At 67.0% G+C, this 17,709-nt stretch carries 15 protein-coding genes; 8 read left to right on the top strand and 7 right to left on the bottom strand.

Annotated elements, in window-relative coordinates:
- Positions 1–174 precede the first annotated feature (174 nt).
- Positions 175–1,260: an endonuclease/exonuclease/phosphatase family protein gene (locus tag H162_RS0116420; RefSeq protein WP_020654576.1), complete on the top strand. Its 1,086-nt coding sequence runs from the start codon at positions 175–177 to the stop codon at positions 1,258–1,260.
- 33 nt (positions 1,261–1,293) lie between these two features.
- Here H162_RS0116420 and H162_RS0116425 read toward each other — a convergent pair whose 3' ends face one another.
- The 4 genes from H162_RS0116425 to mepK are packed head-to-tail and all read right to left on the bottom strand — an operon-like array spanning position 1,294 to position 4,310.
- Entirely contained in the window at positions 1,294–2,589 is a 1,296-nt protein-coding gene (locus tag H162_RS0116425) for a M20/M25/M40 family metallo-hydrolase (protein WP_020654577.1), read from the bottom strand.
- 56 nt (positions 2,590–2,645) lie between these two features.
- A complete protein-coding gene (locus H162_RS0116430) occupies positions 2,646–2,957 on the bottom strand; it encodes a hypothetical protein (RefSeq protein ID WP_020654578.1) in 312 nt (103 codons plus the stop codon).
- A complete protein-coding gene (locus tag H162_RS0116435; protein ID WP_020654579.1) occupies positions 2,954–3,766 on the bottom strand; it encodes a hypothetical protein in 813 nt (270 codons plus the stop codon). Before H162_RS0116435 ends, H162_RS0116430 begins: the two co-directional genes overlap by 4 nt.
- A gap of 4 nt (positions 3,767–3,770) precedes the next feature.
- Positions 3,771–4,310, bottom strand: a complete 540-nt coding sequence (gene mepK / locus H162_RS0116440) for a peptidoglycan L,D-endopeptidase MepK (protein WP_026354722.1) — start codon at positions 4,308–4,310, stop codon at positions 3,771–3,773.
- A gap of 134 nt (positions 4,311–4,444) precedes the next feature.
- On the opposite strand from mepK, the gene H162_RS0116445 reads away from it, so the two are divergent.
- The 3 genes from H162_RS0116445 (at position 4,445) to H162_RS0116455 (ending at position 9,352) form a co-directional block, all read left to right on the top strand.
- Positions 4,445–5,620 (top strand): PQQ-dependent sugar dehydrogenase, encoded by a 1,176-nt coding sequence (locus H162_RS0116445; protein WP_020654581.1) that lies wholly within the window; start codon positions 4,445–4,447, stop codon positions 5,618–5,620.
- A 180-nt stretch (positions 5,621–5,800) separates the two neighbouring features.
- Positions 5,801–8,575: a M16 family metallopeptidase gene (locus H162_RS0116450; protein ID WP_020654582.1), complete on the top strand. Its 2,775-nt coding sequence runs from the start codon at positions 5,801–5,803 to the stop codon at positions 8,573–8,575.
- 186 nt (positions 8,576–8,761) lie between these two features.
- Positions 8,762–9,352, top strand: a complete 591-nt coding sequence (locus H162_RS0116455) for an isochorismatase family protein (protein ID WP_020654583.1) — start codon at positions 8,762–8,764, stop codon at positions 9,350–9,352.
- A 6-nt stretch (positions 9,353–9,358) separates the two neighbouring features.
- Here the strand turns inward: H162_RS0116455 and H162_RS0116460 are convergent, their stop codons facing one another.
- The gene (locus H162_RS0116460; protein WP_026354724.1) at positions 9,359–10,345 is read right to left on the bottom strand and encodes an LLM class flavin-dependent oxidoreductase; all 987 of its coding nucleotides are present in this window, start codon (positions 10,343–10,345) and stop codon (positions 9,359–9,361) included.
- Between the two features lie 164 nt (positions 10,346–10,509).
- Between H162_RS0116460 and H162_RS0116465 the strand changes: the two genes are divergently transcribed.
- Both H162_RS0116465 and H162_RS0116470 read left to right on the top strand, forming a co-directional pair.
- Positions 10,510–11,745, top strand: coding sequence for a serine hydrolase domain-containing protein (locus tag H162_RS0116465; RefSeq protein ID WP_156885651.1), 1,236 nt, complete (start codon positions 10,510–10,512; stop codon positions 11,743–11,745).
- A 133-nt stretch (positions 11,746–11,878) separates the two neighbouring features.
- Positions 11,879–12,535: a hypothetical protein gene (locus H162_RS0116470; protein WP_020654586.1), complete on the top strand. Its 657-nt coding sequence runs from the start codon at positions 11,879–11,881 to the stop codon at positions 12,533–12,535.
- 86 nt (positions 12,536–12,621) lie between these two features.
- Here H162_RS0116470 and H162_RS35655 read toward each other — a convergent pair whose 3' ends face one another.
- Positions 12,622–14,244: a methyl-accepting chemotaxis protein gene (locus H162_RS35655; protein WP_040787595.1), complete on the bottom strand. Its 1,623-nt coding sequence runs from the start codon at positions 14,242–14,244 to the stop codon at positions 12,622–12,624.
- A gap of 3 nt (positions 14,245–14,247) precedes the next feature.
- Between H162_RS35655 and H162_RS34120 the strand changes: the two genes are divergently transcribed.
- A complete protein-coding gene (locus H162_RS34120) occupies positions 14,248–14,445 on the top strand; it encodes a hypothetical protein (RefSeq protein ID WP_156885652.1) in 198 nt (65 codons plus the stop codon).
- An 86-nt stretch (positions 14,446–14,531) separates the two neighbouring features.
- On the opposite strand, the gene H162_RS0116480 is transcribed toward H162_RS34120, so the two are convergent.
- Entirely contained in the window at positions 14,532–16,118 is a 1,587-nt protein-coding gene (locus H162_RS0116480) for an FAD-dependent oxidoreductase (RefSeq protein ID WP_020654588.1), read from the bottom strand.
- Between the two features lie 235 nt (positions 16,119–16,353).
- Between H162_RS0116480 and H162_RS0116485 the strand changes: the two genes are divergently transcribed.
- The gene (locus H162_RS0116485) at positions 16,354–17,691 is read left to right on the top strand and encodes an HD-GYP domain-containing protein (protein WP_040787597.1); all 1,338 of its coding nucleotides are present in this window, start codon (positions 16,354–16,356) and stop codon (positions 17,689–17,691) included.
- Positions 17,692–17,709 lie beyond the last annotated feature (18 nt).

The following is a 17,709-nucleotide window of genomic DNA, read 5'->3' on the forward strand; positions in this document are numbered from 1 at the left end:
GGCTGCTTGCCGAGGCAGTCCTGCACTCGGAAGAACACCGGAAAGAGGACAAGCGCCAGCACGCTTCAGCCCGAGCACATCAGTTGTAAAGATCGATGTGTTCAAAAAGTGCATACTAGAGCCGCACGGCATCCCGTGAGCGATGCCTAACTGCCTGGAGCGAGCTCTTCTGTCATGCATTTTGCCATTTTCACGTCCCTGGTCATCCTGATCGTCATGGCGACGCTGTTGCCGCTGTCGCGACGCACGGAATGGTGGATACGCGACCTGGATTTTCCACGCCTGCAGATCGCGATCCTGTGCGTGGGCACATTGCTTGGACAAGCTTTTTTTCTTGACGCCGGGGATAGCGAAGCGCGGACGCTCATGATCGTGACCGCAGTCTGCCTGCTGTATCACACCTGGTGGATTGTTCCTTACACGAAAGTGTTTTCCCATGAGGTAAAACATTCCGTCACCAGCGAGCCGGACCGCCAGATCCGCATCATGACGGCCAATGTGCTGACCCCGAACCGGAATGCCGACGGTCTGATCGCCCTGATCCGCGAACACAAGCCGCATGTCTTCGTGACGCTCGAAACCGATACATGGTGGCAGGAGAGACTGGATGTGCTCGAGGATGAGTATCCTTTTTCGATGAAGTGTCCGCTCGATAATCTCTATGGCATGCATGTGTATTCGCGGCTGCCGCTGGTGGATAGTGCGATCCAGTTCCTGGTGGAGGACGATATCCCGTCGATGCACGCGATGGTGATCTTGCCGTCCGGACACAAGGTCCGCATCCATTTCCTGCATCCGGCGCCGCCCAGTCCTACCGAGCACGACGAATCCACCGAACGCGATGCCGAACTGCTGGTCGTGGCCAAGAGCGTGGCGGAACTGGATACGCCGGTCATCGTCACGGGCGACCTGAACGACGTCGCGTGGTCCACGACGACGCGGCTGTTCCGTAAGATCAGCGGCCTGCTCGATCCCCGTATCGGGCGCGGCATGTTCAATACCTATCACGCCGATCACTGGTTCATGCGCTGGCCGCTCGACCATCTATTCCACAGCCAGCATTTCACGCTGTCCCACATCCAGAGGCTCCCGTCCTTCGGCTCGGACCATTTTCCGATGCTGGTGGAACTCACCTATGACAAGGCGCGCGGCAAGGAACAGGAGGGATTGCAGGCCGATGCGGAGGACCATGCCCTCGCGGAAGAAAAGATTGCCGCAGAGCCGGTGGACGAATCGGACGTGCATGAACCGCAGGCTTGAGGAAGCGGACCCGGCAGCCCTGCCTTGCCGGCGTCAGCGGGTCAGCCGGTAGATCAGCAGCGCGGTGCGGATCGCGGCGCGTTCGATCGAGGCCAGTTCGACCCCCTCGTTCGGCGAGTGCGCCCCGCCGCCGCTCGCGCCCAGGCCGTCGAGGCTGTCGACATGGGGCGCGACGAACTGGATGTCGCCGGCGCCGCGCGCGCTGGGCGGGACCGCGCCGATGGTGCCCAGTCCGGCATCGCTGCTGGCCTGCGAGTACTGTTCCAGCAGCCTCAGGTTGCCGGGTGTGACCGCCATCGGCGGATACGAATCGCGGAAGCTGATGCTCGCGCTGGCGCCCGGCAGGCTCTGGGCGACGATCTCGCGCATGCGCGCGTGGGCGCGGTCGCGCTGCGCATAGTCGAGGTAGCGCAGGTCGCCCTTGACGGTGACGGTGTTGGCGATGACATTGGTCTTGCCGAAGGCCGCGCCTTTTGAATTCGCAGCGTCGAAGCTGACATCGGTGCCGCCCAGGATCAGGCCCGGATTGAAGGTCAGGCCCGGCTCGGCCACCTGCTGGCGGAAGCCGTCGAGGATGCGCGCCGCCTCGTACACGGCGCCATAGCCGCCGTTGCCGAACACGCCCTGCGAATGGCCCTGGCGGCCCTTGACCTCGAGTTCGAAGAAGGCGGTGGCGCGCCGCCCGACGGTGGCCGCGGGCTGGCCGTCGATGCTCACCAGGCCCTCGAAGCCGAGCGCCACGTCGCTCAGCTTGGCCAGCTCGACCATGTCCTTGCGCGACACCGATTTCGGGTTGCCGGCTTCCTCTTCGTCGCCGGTGAACATCACGGTGATCGTCGTGTCGTCGAGCGCGCCCGCGCGCTGCAGGGCGCGCAGGGCGGCCACCACGATGACGTTGCCTCCCTTCATGTCGCTGACGCCCTGGCCGCGCGCGTAGTCGCCTTCGCGCTCCCACAGCGGCGTCGTGCTGTCGGCTTCGAAGACGGTGTCGAGGTGGCCGAGCAGCAGCAGGCGCTTGCCCTGCCTGCCTTCGCGCACCGCGACCAGGTGGCCGGCGCGCCCCATCTCGTGCGGCATGTCCAGCCAGACAGTGCGGAAGCCGAGCTGGTCGAATTCCTTGCGGAACACGTCGCCGACGGCGCGCACGCCGGCCAGGTTCATGGTGCCGCTATTGATGCGGGCGCTGCGTTCGAGCAAGCCGATGGCGGCGCCCGACCAGGCGCGCACTTCCTCGACGATGCGCTGCTCGGCCGGGGACAGCCCGGCGGCGCGCGCCGGATGCAGGGCGGCGACCGCCAGCGCCAGCGCGAGGACAAGCTTGCGTTGCATAAGACTTCCTGGGCAATAATGAAGATATGCAACTTTACTACAAGAAAGCGTGGTGTCTAGGGCAGGGAAGGGGCGCGGCTGCGGGTCTTGCTGACCACGCCGGAGGGATCGAGCAGGATGACGAATTCGGTAAAACGTCCGCCGCCGGCGGGCGACTGGTAGACCCAGACTTCGTACGCGCTGTCGAAGCGCACGTGTTTCGTCGGGCCGAAGGCGGCCAGCAGCTCGGCCCTGGTGGTACTGCCCGGAACGACCAGCTGCGCCAGCCGCTCGGCGGGCGCCTGGGCGCCCGGGGGCGCGGGCTGGCTGGCGCAGCCGGCCAGCAGGACGGAGAGCAGGAAGCGGCACGACAGGCGGCGCAAGCTCATGGCGCCTCCTCGGGAGAAGCCGTCATGTAGTCGAACTCGACCAGGGTGTCGTCGGGCCAGCTGCGGTCCCAGATCGGCGCGTAATAGGTGCGGTCGAGCAGGACCTGGCAGTCGCAGTAGTCGAGCATGGCGCGGCTCATGTCGCCGCCCGCGTAGAGCATGCTGAACGGCAAGGTTTCCACGCGTTCGCCGGCGCGCAGGGTGACGCCGAAGATGGGACGCTCGGCAAAGAACAGGTAGTTGCCGTCCGCACTGTTGCAGACCTGGTCGGCCGTGCTGAAGGCGTTCGAGATCCAGCCGAACAGCGGCGAGCTGTTGGACACCAGCCCGGCTTCCTTGCCGACCCGGCATTCGAGCCGCAGGTCGCCGAGGCGCCGGGTGCCGGGCGGCAAGCCGGGGGTGACGATCAGGGCGCGCCAGGTCATGCTGGTGGTCTTGCGGCTGGCAATGACGTCCGCGTCTTCGCGCAGCGCCTGCTCGTTGCGCGGCAGCACGAAAGTATTGCGTGCGTCCACCGGCACCGAGATGGCGATATTGTCGCCGGCGATGCGCAGGGTAATGCCGTGCATGTCGACGGTGGGGGAGCGCGGCAGCAGCTGGAAGCGCAGGCTGGCCTGCGGCGCGAAGGCGCGTTCGCGCTCGAAGCGTTCCATGCCCCGGATCATCTTGCGGTAGGACTTGTCGACCGGATCGCGGGTCGAGCGCACGGTGACGGTGGCTTGCTCGTCGGCAAGCGCCGTCACCGGAAAGGAGGCGGGACCGGCCGCGATGGCCAGTCCCAGCACGACGCGGACGAGTGGCCGCGTCATGGTGCTACCAGTAACGGACCCGGCCGGTATCCATGTGGACGAACTGGGAGTCGGCATAGTAGCCGACGCCGCCGCCACGCAGGGACATCGCGGCCTTGTGCAGCATCTTCAGGTCCTTGCCCGGCAGGCGGATATCGATGGCCTTGCCGTCCATGTGCATGCTGCGCTTGGCGACGCCGTTGCTGTTGGCATGCAGCTTGGCGTTCGATTCCGGCGCGCGGTAGCCCGAGATGATGTGCAATTCCCTGTTATTGCCGAGCTTGTCGTTCAGCTGGTCGACCAGCAGCAGCAGCTGCGGATCGATGTCGGCAATCTTGTTGGTGCGGTGATCGCGCATGACCTTGTTGATGTCCTTCAACGCATCCGACACGAATTCCCCTTCCGCCCAGAACACGCTGCGCAAGCTTTCGCCGGTATGCGTGTTATACAAACGCAAAGTACGCTCGCCGGGAACGGCTGATGCTGATTTGGCAAGAACTGGGAGGCTGAGGGAGGATGATGCGAGGAGGAGGGAACTTTTGAGGAACAAACGACGGTCAGTCATTGGATGGGGTCCTTAGGCTGGTTCGCTAATTCATCATGATACGCCTGTTGCGCTAATCGTGCAGATAAAATGAATCAAAATGCGGCAGATCCGCTACGATGTCAGTCTACCAACCGTTTTTGGGAGATGTTCGTATGTCGCGATTCGAGGGATACCACATCGGGACGAGCACGGCGTTTGCCGCCGTGCTCGCAACGCTCGCCATCGGCGCCATGGCCCAGGAAGTCAAGGTCGTGGACGAGCCGCCGGCGGCCAAGGGCTGGCGTGCCGAAACCGTGGCCGAAGGGATCGATCAACCCTGGGGCATGGCCTGGCTGGCCGATGGCCGCATGCTGGTGACCGCCAAGGGCGGCACCCTGCATCTGCTGGACGGCAAGCGCTTCCAGCAGATTCCCATCGACGGCCTGCCGTCGCTGTTCACCAGCGGCCAGGGCGGCCTGCTCGACATCGCCGTGCATCCGGCCGACAAGGGCAATGCGCGCGTGTACCTGACCATGGCCAGCGGCAGCAGCGACGAAAACCGTACCCTGCTGGTGCAGGGCGTCTTCGACGGCAAGCGCGTCCACGGCATCAAGACCCTGTTCTCGGTCACGCCGGGCAAGAGCGGCGGCCAGCACTTCGGCTCGCGCCTGCTCTGGATGCCGGACGGCACGCTCCTGATGAGCATCGGCGACGGCGGCAATCCGCCCCAGCGCGTGGGCAACATGCTGGCGCGCGAGCAGGCCCAGAACCTCGGCAGCCACCACGGCTCGATCCTGCGCCTGAACGCCGACGGCAAGCCGGCCCAGGGCAATCCGCTGGCCGCCAAGGCGGGCGCGCTGCCCGAGATCTGGAGCTACGGCCACCGCAACATCCAGGGCATGGCGATCGATCCGAAAAGCGGCCGCATCTGGGCCAGCGAGCACGGCCCGCGCGGCGGCGACGAGATCAACCTGATCGAAGGCGGCAAGAACTACGGCTGGCCGCTGCAGAGCTACGGGCTGGACTACCGCTCGCGCGAACCGATCGGCACCAGGACGGTGCCGGGCATGGTGCAGCCGATCGTCGTGTGGTCGCCGTCGCCGGCGCCGTCCGGCCTGGCCTATTACACCGGCAAGGCCTTCCCGCAATGGCAGGGCAGCCTGTTCAGCGGCAGCCTGGCCGGCGAGGACATCCGGCGCGTGGCCCTGGATGCGCAGGGCAGGGTGACGCAGCAGGAACGCCTGTCCATCGGCAAGCGCGTGCGCGACGTGCGCCAGGGACCGGACGGTCACCTGTATGCGCTCACCGACGAGAGCAAGGGCAAGCTGCTGCGCATCGTGCCGCAATAGTCCCGCTCTCGACAGCAGGATGCAGGACGCATGGACTGGCGCCGCCGGGCGCCGCCATGCGGTTTTTGTTTGTTGCAATGTTGAAGTGTGCCTAGAATGGCCCGTCGGCCCAGCACTCCGCCGATGCATCCAGTCCCGTTCCGTTCCCTTGTCCTTCCCGGACCTTTTTGGAGGAGCAGCATGGCAGCATCCGTTCGCCGCAGCATCCGACTGGCCGCAGCGCTTGCGCTGGCCGCCGGCGCATCCACGCTTCAGGCCGCACCGGCCGCCAGGCAATCCGCCCCCGACATTCCGATCCCGCACATCCCCTACACCAGGTTCGTGCTCAAGAACGGACTGACGGTGCTGGTGCACGAGGACCACAAGACCCCGGTGGTGGCCGTCAACACCTGGTACCACGTGGGCTCGAAGAATGAAAAGCCGGGCAAGACCGGCTTCGCGCACCTGTTCGAACACCTGATGTTCAGCGGCAGCGACAACTTCAACAAGACCTACCTGAACGCGATGGAGCGCATCGGCGCGACCGACCTGAACGGCACCACCAACCAGGACCGCACCAACTACTTCCAGAACGTGCCGACCTCGATGCTCGACTATGCGCTGTTCGCCGAGAGCGACCGCATGGGCCACCTGCTGGGCACGGTGGACCAGAAGAAGCTCGACCTGCAGCGCGGCGTGGTGCAGAACGAAAAGCGCCAGCGCGAGAACCAGCCCTACGGCGTGGCCTACGAGCTGCTGGTGACGAATACCTACCCGGTCGGCCACCCGTATTCCTGGACCGTGATCGGCAAGATGGAAGACCTGGACGCGGCCAAGATGACCGACGTGCAGGACTGGTTCAAGTCCAACTACGGCCCGAACAACACGGTGCTGGTGCTGTCGGGCGACATCACGCCCGAGGTGGCGCGCCAGAAGGTCGAGCAGTACTACGGCCACATTCCGCCGGGCCCGCCGCTGGCCAGGCACGAGGCCTGGATCGCCAAGCGCAGCGGCACGCACCGCACCACGGTCCAGGACCGGGTGCCGCAGACCCGCATCTACCGCACCTGGAACGTGCCGGGCGCGCATACGCCGGAAGAAGTGCAGCTCGACCTGGCGGCCCACGTGCTGGGCGGCGGCAAGACCTCGCGCCTGTACAAGCGCCTGGTCTACAAGGACCAGCTGGCCACCAGCGCCACGGCGAGCGACTCCTCGTCCGAGATCGCCGGCCAGTTCGACATCACCCTGACCGCGCGTCCCGGCGCCGACGTGAAGAAGATGGAGCAGGCGGCGGACGAGGAGCTGCGCGCCCTGTTGAAGAACGGCCCGAGCGAGGCCGAGCTGCGCCTGGCCAAGACCGCGTTCCTGGCCCAGTACACGCGCCTGATCGAGCGCGTCGGCGGCTTCGGCGGCAAGAGCGACCTGCTGGCATCGTGCACCACCTATACCGGCAATCCGGACTGCTACAAGGTCTACCTGCAGCGCATCAAGGACGCGACCCCGGCCTCGGTGAAGAAGGCGATGAACGACTGGCTGCGCGACGGCGATTTCATCCTGCAGGTCGATCCCTTCCCGACCGGCCTGGCGGCCACCCAGGGCATCGACCGCAGCAAGGAGCCCTTGCCGGGCAAGCCGATGTCGCTCAAGCTGCCGCCGATGCAGAAGGCGACCCTGTCGAACGGCCTGAAGGTGGTGCTGGCCGAGCGCCATGAAGCGCCGGTGGTCAACTTCCAGCTGCTGGTCGACAGCGGCTACGCGTCCGACGCGCCCGCCATGCCGGGCGTGGCCAGCCTGGCCCTGCGCATGCTCGAAGAAGGCACGCCGACCCGCAAGTCGCTGGAGATCGGCGAGGAACTCGAAGGCCTGGGCGCCAGCTTCGGCACCGGCACCAACCTCGATAGCGCCTTCGTCAGCATGAACACGCTGAAGGCGACGATGCCGCAGGCGCTGTCGGTGTACTCGGACCTGATCCTGCATCCGGCCTTCCCGCAGAACGAGTTCGCGCGCCTGCAGCAGGACCGCCTGGCCGCGATCCAGCGCGAGAAATCGGTGCCGCAGATGACCGCGCTGCGCGTGCTGCCGCCCCTGTTGTACGGCAAGGAGCACGTCTACGCCCATCCGCTCACCGGCAGCGGCACCGAGGAATCGGTCAAGCGCATGACCCGCGCCGACCTGGCGAAGTACCACGCCACCTGGTTCAAGCCGAACAACGCGACCCTGCTGGTGGTGGGCGACACCACGCTGGAGGAGGTCAAGCCGCTGCTGGAGAAGGCGTTCGCCGCCTGGAAGCCGGGCGAGGTGCCGAAGAAGGTGATCGCCACCGTCGCGCCGCCCGAGAAGAGCCTGGTGTACCTGGTCGACCGGCCGGGCGCGCTGCAGAGCGTGATCGTCGGCGCCCAGCTGGCCCCGCCGCGCAACAGCCCGGAGGCGGTGCCGCTCGAGGTGGTCAACGACGTGTTCGGCGGCACCTTCAGCTCGCGCATCAACATGAACCTGCGCGAAGACAAGCACTGGTCGTATGGCGTGTCGAGCTCGCTGCCCTCGGCGATCGGCCAGCGTCCCTTCATGAGCGTCTCGCCGGTGCAGACCGACAAGACCGAGGATGCGCTGAAGGAGCTGGTGCGCGAGTACCGCGACATCGCGGGCGGCCGTCCGATCGCGGCCGACGAGCTGCTGGCGGCGCAGAACAACAAGACCCTGCGCCTGCCGGGCAGTTTCGAGACCGCGGGGCAGCTGGCCTCGGCTTACTCGACCATCCTGCAGTATGGCTTGCCGGAGGATTACTACGATACCTTCACGGAGAAGGCCTTGGCGCTGACGCCGGAGCAGGCCAATGCGCTGGCGGGGAGGAGCTTCACGCCGGACCGGCTGGTGTGGGTGGTGGTGGGGGATATGAGCAAGGTGGAGCAGGGCATTCGGGCGCTCAACCTGGGGGAAGTGCGCAAGATCGATACGGACGGCAATCCGGTGCAGTAAGGCGTGTGCCGCCGGCTGGATGCGTGGTCGGTGTGCATGCAAACCCGGATCCCTGCGAAGGCGGGAACGATGTCATCGGCATTGTTCCCGCCAGCCTCGCCGCTCACCCACGAACCCCATGCGCACCGCACCGCCCGTGCGCCAACGCCCCCCGGATTCAGGAATACTTCGCTCAGGAGGACAACCATGGACGAACTATCCCTGGACCTGGCGCGCACGGCGCTGGTCCTGATCGACCTGCAGAACAGTAACGTATCCCGCGACCTCGCCCCGCACAGCGCCGAGAAGGTGGTCGGCAACTGCGTCCTGCTGGCGCAGGAAATGCGCAACCGCGGCGCGATGGTCATCTACGTGCACGTGCTCGTCAACGAGCTGCCCACGCCGCCGGCCGACATGCCGCTGCGTCCGCCGGGCGCGCCGGCGGCCCTGTACGATGCCTCGCGGCTGGCGCCGCAGGCCGGCGTCGAAGCCACCGACATCGTCATCGCCAAGCGCCAGTGGGGCGCGTTCCATGGCACCGAACTCGACCTGGTGCTGCGCCGGCGCCGCATCGACACGCTGCTACTGGGCGGCATCGTCACGAATTTCGGCGTCGAATCGACGGCGCGCGCCGCGTTCGACCTTGGCTATGCGCTGGTGTTCGCCGAGGATGCGATGAGCGGCATCGAGGCCGACGCCCACCAGTTCGCCTGCCGCAGCATTTTCCCGCGCATGGGACGGGTGCGCTCGACGCGCACCCTGATCGACATGCTGCAAGCCGGCACCGGCGACGCCTGAAAGACCTCAGCCGGCGCGCTGGATCTCGGCCGTGATCTCGTAGGATCGCAGGCGCGCCGCGTGCTCGTAGACCTGCGAGGTGATCATCAGCTCGTCCGGCCTGGTGCGCTCGATGAAGGCGTGCAGCTGGGCCTTCACGGTGGACGGCGAACCGATGGCCGAGCACGACAGCACGCTGTCGAGCATCATGCGCTCCGGTAAGTCCAGCGCCTCGAGATAGCCGTGCACCGGCGGCTTCAGCCTGGTCGGGCGGCCGCTGCGCAGGTTGACGAAGGCCTGCTGCATCGAGGTAGCGAGGAACTTCGCCTCGTCATCGCTGTCGGCGGCGAACACGTTAAAGCCGAGCATCACGTAAGGTTTGTCGAGCCGGGTCGACGGGCGGAAGTTGGCGCGGTACAGTTCGATCGCCTGTAGCATCACCTGCGGCGCGAAGTGCGAGGCGAACGCATAGGGCAGGCCGAGCTGGGCGGCAAGCTGGGCGCCGAACAGGCTGGAGCCGAGGATCCACAGCGGCACATCCAGGCCCGCGCCCGGCACCGCGCGCACCTGGCGGCGCGGCGATCCGGCAAAATAATCCATCAGTTCCACCACGTCCTGCGGGAACTCGTCGGCATCCGAGGCCAGGTTGCGGCGCAGGGCGCGCGCCGTCACGTGGTCGGAGCCGGGCGCGCGGCCCAGGCCCAGGTCGATGCGGCCGGGGAAGAGCGACTCGAGGGTGCCGAACTGCTCGGCGATCACGAGCGGCGAATGGTTGGGCAGCATGATGCCGCCGGCGCCCACGCGGATGCGCGAGGTGCCGGCCGCGACATGGCCGATCAGGACCGCGGTGGCGGCGCTGGCGATGCCCGGCATGCCATGGTGTTCCGCCAGCCAGAAACGGTTGTAGCCCCAGCGCTCGCCATGCTGGGCGAGGTCGAGGGAGCGGTGGAAGGAAGTGGCCGCATCGCTGCCTTCAGCGATGGGCGAAAGGTCGAGTATCGAGAAAGGGATCATGAAAGGCATGATACGCCGATGCGTTTTTTCGCGTGCGGGCCGGCCCAAAAACGGCAGAGCCGCTCCTCAGGATGTAAACATTGACCCTGGGAATGCCCATCCTTATGATGCCCGGAAAACCAAGCCGGGCACGCCCGGCCCGTCGACCTGCCTGCGAGCCCGCCATGTCCCGATTCCGTTTCCCCGCACCCTCACGCCGTCTCGTCTCCGCCGCCCTGCTGGCGGCGCTGGCCGCCGGCTGTACCCATCTGCCGCCGCAGGAGCCGTCCGCCATGCGGGATGAACGCCAGTTCGATCGCGCGCGCCTGGCCGCGCTCGACGGGGTGCTGGACAACGCGGTGGCGGCGCGCAAGCTGCCGGGTGCGGTGCTGCGGATGGAGCGCGAGGGCGCCGTGCATGAGCGCGGTTTTGGCAGGCTCAGCTACGAGCCGGACGCGGCCGCCGTCACACCCGACACCATCTTCGATGCGGCATCGCTGAGCAAGGTGATCTCCACCGCGCCCGCGGTGCTGATGCTGGCCGAAGAGGGCCGCATCGACCTCGAGGCGCCGCTGCTGCGTTATTTCCCCGAATGCAAGGGAGGAGGCAAGGAAGCAATCACGGTGCGCCACCTGCTGACCCATTCCTCGGGCCTGCCCGCGGGCCTGCCGGCACGGCCGGGCTGGAGCGGCGACGCGGCCGCGCATGAACTCGCCTGCGCGCAACAGGTGACCCATGCGCCCGGCACCTTCTTCCGCTATTCGGACATCAACTACATCCTGCTGGGCCAGCTGGTGCGCAAGGTCTCGGGCATGCCGCTGGACGAATTCGCGCAGCGCCGCATCTTCGGGCCCTTGCGCATGCGCGACACCGGCTACCTGCCGCTGGCGCGGACCGGCGCCGCCGCGATCGCGCCGACCCAGAAGGGCGCCGCCGACGCCGCCCTGCATGGCGACCTGGCGCCGGGACAGCTGCTGCGCGGCGTGGTGCACGATCCGACCGTGCGCCGCATCGGCGGCGTGGCGGGTTCGGCCGGCGTGTTCTCGACCGCGCGCGATATCGCCCGCTTCGCGCGCATGCTCCTGAACAGCGGCGAGCTGGACGGTGTACGGGTGTTGTCCAGGGACAGCGTACGCCTGCTGACGACGGTGCAATCGCCGCCCGGCATCGCGGCCTTGCGCGGCATGGGCATGGACATCGATTCGCCCTACGCGCAGCGCCCGCGCGGCACGGTGTTTCCGGTCGGCAGCTACGGTCATACGGGCTTTACCGGGTGCATCCTGTGGATCGATCCGGCCTCGAAGACCTTCTACGTATTCCTGTCGAACCGGGTCTATCCTGACGATAAAAGCAACGTACTGACCCTATATACCGAGCTCGGAACCCTGGCCGCGCAGGCCGCATTGTCAACTCTTCGGTAGGAATTGTTACATATTTCTGTTGGGCTACCGTGCGCTTCAATCGTGAAGGTCTCTCTAAACTCTGCCCCTCTCACAATTATCTCATTGATATTGTTGAGTTTTAGCCCCCGAAGTTCATTATTAGGAGATCGACATGAAGATGAATAAGCTACTCAAAGGCATGTTGGGCGCATCCGTCGCCGCCGCCATGTTCAGCGCCACCGCCGTGCATGCTCAGTCGAGCAGCACCGCTGACCAGACCGGCAGCACCGCGACCGGCAGCCAGAGCGGCAGCAGCATGACCGATCAAAGCAGCGGCAGCTCGTCCTCGAGCGCGACCGGCAGCTCCCACAAGAAGGACAAGAAGGACAAGAAGCACAGCAAGAAGCATTCCGACAGCACCAGCGGCGCGTCGGGAACGGCGGGCGCCATGGATTCGTCGAGCGGCACCAGCGGGTCGAGCGGCACCAGCGGGACGACCGGCTCGTCGGGTAGCAGCGCCACCGGTTCGTCCGGCACCATGGGCACCGGCACCAGTGGTACGACCGGTTCGGGCGCTACCGGTACCGGAACTGGGACCGGAACTGGCACCGGCACCGGCACCGGCACGACCGGCGACGTGGGCACCGGCACCGGCACTGGCACCAGCGGCTCGAGCGGCACGAGCGGCAGCACCGGTTCCAGCAGCACGACCGAGGGCGCGACCGGCACCAGCGGTAGTACCGGCACCACCGGCACCACCGGCACCACCGGCACCACCGGCACTACCGGCACTACCGGTACGACTGGCAACACCGGTCGCGGCTACTAAGTCCTTGCCTGAAGCACCCTGGCGCCCGCCCGGCGGGGGCCATGACACCAGCCCGCGGGCTGGTGTCGCCGTTTGTGGGCCCCGGTTCAGGCGGCCAGCGCCTGGCGCGCGTGGCCCAGCTGCTTGCGCTCGGGGAAGGGCAGCACGGCGGCGCTGCCGGACGGCTCCAGGTGGAAGGCGCCCACCAGTTGCGACAGCGCCGCGGCCTGCTCGCGCAGCGCATCCGAGGCCGCCGCCGCTTCCTCGACCAGGGCGGCATTCTGCTGGGTGACCTGGTCCATCTGCGCCACCGCCCGGTTGACCTGCTCGATGCCGCTCGACTGTTCGCCGCTGGCCACCGCGATGTCCGACATGATGCCCGCGACCTTGTCGATGCTGGTCACGATCTCGCGCATCGTCGTGCCGGCCTCGCCGACCAGGCGGCTGCCTTCCTCGACCTTGCCGGCCGAGTTCTGGATCAAGGTCTTGATCTCCTTCGCGGCGGTGGCCGAGCGCTGCGCCAGCGCGCGCACCTCGGAGGCCACGACCGCGAAGCCGCGGCCCTGCTCGCCGGCGCGCGCCGCTTCCACGGCGGCGTTGAGCGCCAGGATATTGGTCTGGAACGCGATGCCGTCGATCACCGCGACGATGTCGTTGATGCGCCTGGACGCCGCGCTGATCTCGTCCATCGTGGCCACCACCCGGGTCACGGTGGCGCCGCCGCGCGCCGCGATCGAGGAGGCGTCGAGCGCGAGCGTGTTGGCCTGGCTGGCGTTGTCGGCATTCCGCTTCACGGTCGCGGTCAGCTCTTCCATCGACGATGCGGTCTCTTCGAGCGAGCTGGCCTGCTGTTCGGTGCGCGCGGACAGTTCCAGGTTGCCGCCCGCGATCTGGTGCGAGGCGCTGGCGATGGTTTCGGTACCCTGGCGAACCTGGCCAACGATGCCCCGCAGGCTGTCGTTCATGTCCTTCAGCGCCGCCATCAGCTGGCCGGTCTCGTTGTCCGACTCCACCTCGATGTGGCTGCCCAGGTTGCCGCTGGCGACGGTGCGCGCCACCTGCAGCGCCGCGCGCAGCGGCGCCGTGATGGCGCGCTGGATCAGCCAGGCGAACAGGGCGCCGGTGGCCAGCGCCGCCAGGCTCAGGCCCAGCTGGACCTTGCGGCTGCTGGAGAAGGCGGCTTCGATGGCCTCGCCCTGGGTGGCGACGGCCTGTTTCTGGTATTCGACCAGGCGGTTCAGGCTGCCGACATAGTCGTTCACGCGCGGCAGCATGTCGGTTTCAAAAAAACGCGCCGCGGCATCCAGCTCGCCGGCCGCCTTCTGCTTGAACGCCTGCTGGCGCGCGCCGCGGTAGGCTTCGCGCGCCGCCACCACCTGCTCGAACAGGCGCAGGCCCTGCGGGTCGTTCTTCACGCTGGCCTGGACCGTCTTCTGCAGCTCGTCGGCGCGTTTCGAGGCGGCGCCCATCGCATCCAGGAAGTATTGTTCGGTGGCCGGATCGGTGGCCTTGGCCACCGCGATGGTGCGGGCCGTGTTGACTTCGATGATGGCCTTCCATTCCTGCAAGGTGTTCGACTTGCGGATCTGCTCGACGGTCAGGTCGTGGGTCATGTCGTCGATGGAATCCATGGTTGACAATCCCGTGCCGACCAGTAGCAGCATCAGCAGCAGCACCGCTGCAAAGCCGAGTGAAAGCAGGGGGCCGATCTTCATTTTCCGGAGTGTCATCGCATGGTTCCTCGTAGTCGTGCAGGCCGCCCGGGTGGCGGCCCTGAAAAAATGATGGCGGGGGCAAGACGCAGCGCAGCGCGGGCGGTGGCGGGAACGCTGCTGCCATCATGTAAATACAAGTATCCGGATTTGGAAGAGGCTGTCTATTGCTTTTGGGAAATTTTGTATAAAAACAACATTTGCCTGAAGGAAATTTAACGACTGCCGGCCGAGCTCATGCGAGCCGGCGAGTGCCGGCCGCCGCGGCGCTCACGCTCGTCGCGGCGGACTTGGCGCGGCCCTGCTCAGCGCACCGGACGGCGTGCTCCGCGCTGCGTGCGCGGCGGCGGGAGGCCCTCGGCGCTCAGCTCGACCTTGTCGAGCGCGAGCGAGGCCGGACCGTGCAGCACATGGCCTTCGGTATCGAAGCGCGATCCATGGCAGGGGCAGTCCCAGGAACGCTCGGCGGAGTTCCAGTGGACGGCGCAGCCCAGGTGGCTGCACTTGGCCGACACCGCATGCAGCGCGCCTTCCGGATCGCGGTAGACGGCGATCCGGCGCAGGCCGTCGCGCACCACCGCGCCCTCGCCGGCGGCGATCTCCTGCACCGAATCGACGTCGCCGCCGGTCAGCCAGTCGCCATACCTGGCCATCACGTTCGCCTGTTCGGCGGCGAAGTCGGCCAGCCCGTGCACCGGCTTGCGCGACGGGTCGTACAGCGCGGTCCAGGGATTGCTGCGTCCCATGACCAGGTCGGTGACCAGGACCGCGCCGATGGTGCAGTGGGTCATGCCGTTGCCGGAGTCGCCGGTGATCACGTAGACATTGTCGTCGTCCATCGGATTGCGCCCGAGGTAGGCCGGTCCGTCGGACGGTTCCATCACTTCGCCCGACCAGCGGTAGGCGAGTTCCTGCGCCATCGGGAAGCGCTCGCGGGTCCAGCGCTCGATCTCGTCGTAGCGGTGTTCGGGATGGTCGTCCTGGCCGACCTTGTGGTCGGCGCCGCCGACGATCAGGATGTCGTGGTCGCGCGCGCCGTCCGGCGTTTCCAGGCGCACGTAGTAGTAAGGCTGGCCCGTGTCCCACAGCAGGATGCGCGGCACCGAGCCGCGCGGCACGCGCAGGCCCACCACGTAGGTGCGGTAGCCGGCCTGCTTGGTATGCATGACGACGCGGTCGTTGAACGGGGTGTGGGTGGCCACCACCACCGCGCCCGCATGGACCTGGCCGCTGTCGGTGAATACGGTCTGGCGCTGGTGGTCGCCGCGGATGCGGTGCGCGTGGGTGCCGCCGTGGATCCGCCCGCCGTTCTTCACGAAGGCGCGCGCCAGGCCATCGAGGTATTTCAGCGGATGGAACTGGGCCTGGTTCGGATAGCGCACGCAGGGGCCGGTGTCGAAGGCGAGTCCGGGCACGCGCGGCAGCAGTTGGGCCGGGACGCCGGCGCGCACCGCGCTGGCGTGTTCCTTGTCGAAGTCGCGGAAGGCGTTGCCGGGCAGGGCGTACAGGTAGCCGTCGAGGCGCTCGAATTCGCAGCCGATGCCTTCCTCGCGCACGATGGATTCGACCCGGTCGATGGCGCGCGCATAGCTGTCGGCCACCAGGCGCGCGTGCGTGGCGCCGAATCGTTCGTCGATGAAGGCATACCATTCGTCGGGCGGGAACATGTGGGCGGTGGTGCGCCCGGTCTCGCCGGCGCCGATGCCGAGCGCATCGATCAGCACGACAGTCCGGCCTTCCTTCGAGAGCAGGTAGGCCGTGGTCAGGCCCGCGATGCCGGCGCCGATGACGCATACCTGCGCCTCGACATCGCCCTGCAGGGGAGGGAAGGCGGGCACCGAGGCGGTGTCCATCCACACCGAAGTGGAACTGCCGTTCGTGGAACCGAGCATGACGTTCTCCTTTCGTGGGGCGCGGGACACGCCTGAGGAGAGTCTACTGGTTTGAAAAAAGTACCGGTGCACGATGGCCGGCAGCGCCATCCGGCCGCGTGTGGTGCGGACGCCGCAGTGTGAAAGGGACATCGCTACAGGGAGGGGTTGTGGCGTAGAATTAATTTATATTGCATACAGGAACTGCGTTATGGAACTGGTCGCCGCCCCGGCAGACGCGTTGAGCCCCAGCGCAATGAAACTGTCCGAACTGATGGGCGCGCTCAGCTATGCGCTCGACATCACCGAAGGCCAGCCGCCCGGCCATTGCGTGCGCTGCTGCTGGATCGGCATGCATGTCGGCCGTGTCATCGGCCTCGACGAAGACGCCCTGTGGGAACTGTATTACACCCTGCTGCTCAAGGACCTCGGCTGCAGCAGCAATGCCGCCCGCATCTGCGAGCTGTACCTGACCGACGACCTGCAGTTCAAGCGCGACTTCAAGACGGTCGGCGACAGCCTGCCGCAGGTGTTGTCCTTCGTGTTCACCCACACCGGGCTGAAGGCGGGCCTGGCCGAGCGCTTCCGCAGCGTGATGACGATCCTGCGCGACGGTCCCGAGATCGCCCAGGGCCTGATCGCCACCCGCTGCCAGCGTGGCGCCGAGATCGCGCGCCTGCTGCGTTTCCCGGAAGGGGTGGCGCAGGGCATCTATTCGCTCGATGAGCATTTCGATGGCAAGGGCAAGCCGGCCCGCGTGCGAGGCGAGGCGATTCCCATGTATGCGCGCATCGCGCTGCTGGCCCAGGTGATCGACGTGTTCCACACCGCCAGCGGCCGCGACGCCGCGCTGCGCGAAGTGCGCGGCCGCGCCGGCAGCTGGTTCGATCCGCGCCTGGCGGCGGCCTTCGAGGAAGTGGCGCGTTCCGCGGCGTTCTGGTCCACCCTGTGCGGACCCGATATCGACGCGGCGGTGTTCGCGCTCGAACCCGCCGGTCATGAAGTGGCGCTGGACGACGATTACCTGGACGACATCGCGGCCGCGTTCGGCCAGGTGGTCGACGCCAAGAGCCCGTACACCAGCGGCCATAGCAGCCGGGTGGCGCTGTATACCGACATGATCGGCGAGGCGCTCGGCCTGTCGGGCCAGCGCCGCCGCTGGCTCAGGCGCGGCGCGCTGCTGCACGACGTGGGCAAGCTGGGCGTGAGCAACAGTGTGCTGGACAAGGCGGGAGCCCTCGACCGCGAGGAATGGGCGGCGGTGCGCCTGCACGCCGAATACACGGAGACCATCCTTGGCCGCATCGCGGCCTTCGCCGAACTGGCCACGATCGCCGGAGCACACCATGAGCGCCTGGACGGAACCGGCTATCCGCGCGGCGTGGAAGCCGACGCGATCCGCCTCGAGACCCGCATCATTACGACCGCCGACATCTTCGATGCGATCACGGCCGAACGGCCCTACCGGGGCGCGATCCCGGTGGCGCAGGCGCTGCAGATGATGGAAAGGACTGTGGGAACGGCGCTCGATCCGGACTGCTTCGAGGCCTTGAAGCGGGCCATGGAGCGGATCCCGCCTGCGCCGGCGGCGTAGCTTGCCGCCGTTGCGCGG

It is taken from the genome of Massilia niastensis DSM 21313 (genome assembly GCF_000382345.1).
Taxonomy (GTDB): domain Bacteria; phylum Pseudomonadota; class Gammaproteobacteria; order Burkholderiales; family Burkholderiaceae_D; genus Telluria; species Telluria niastensis.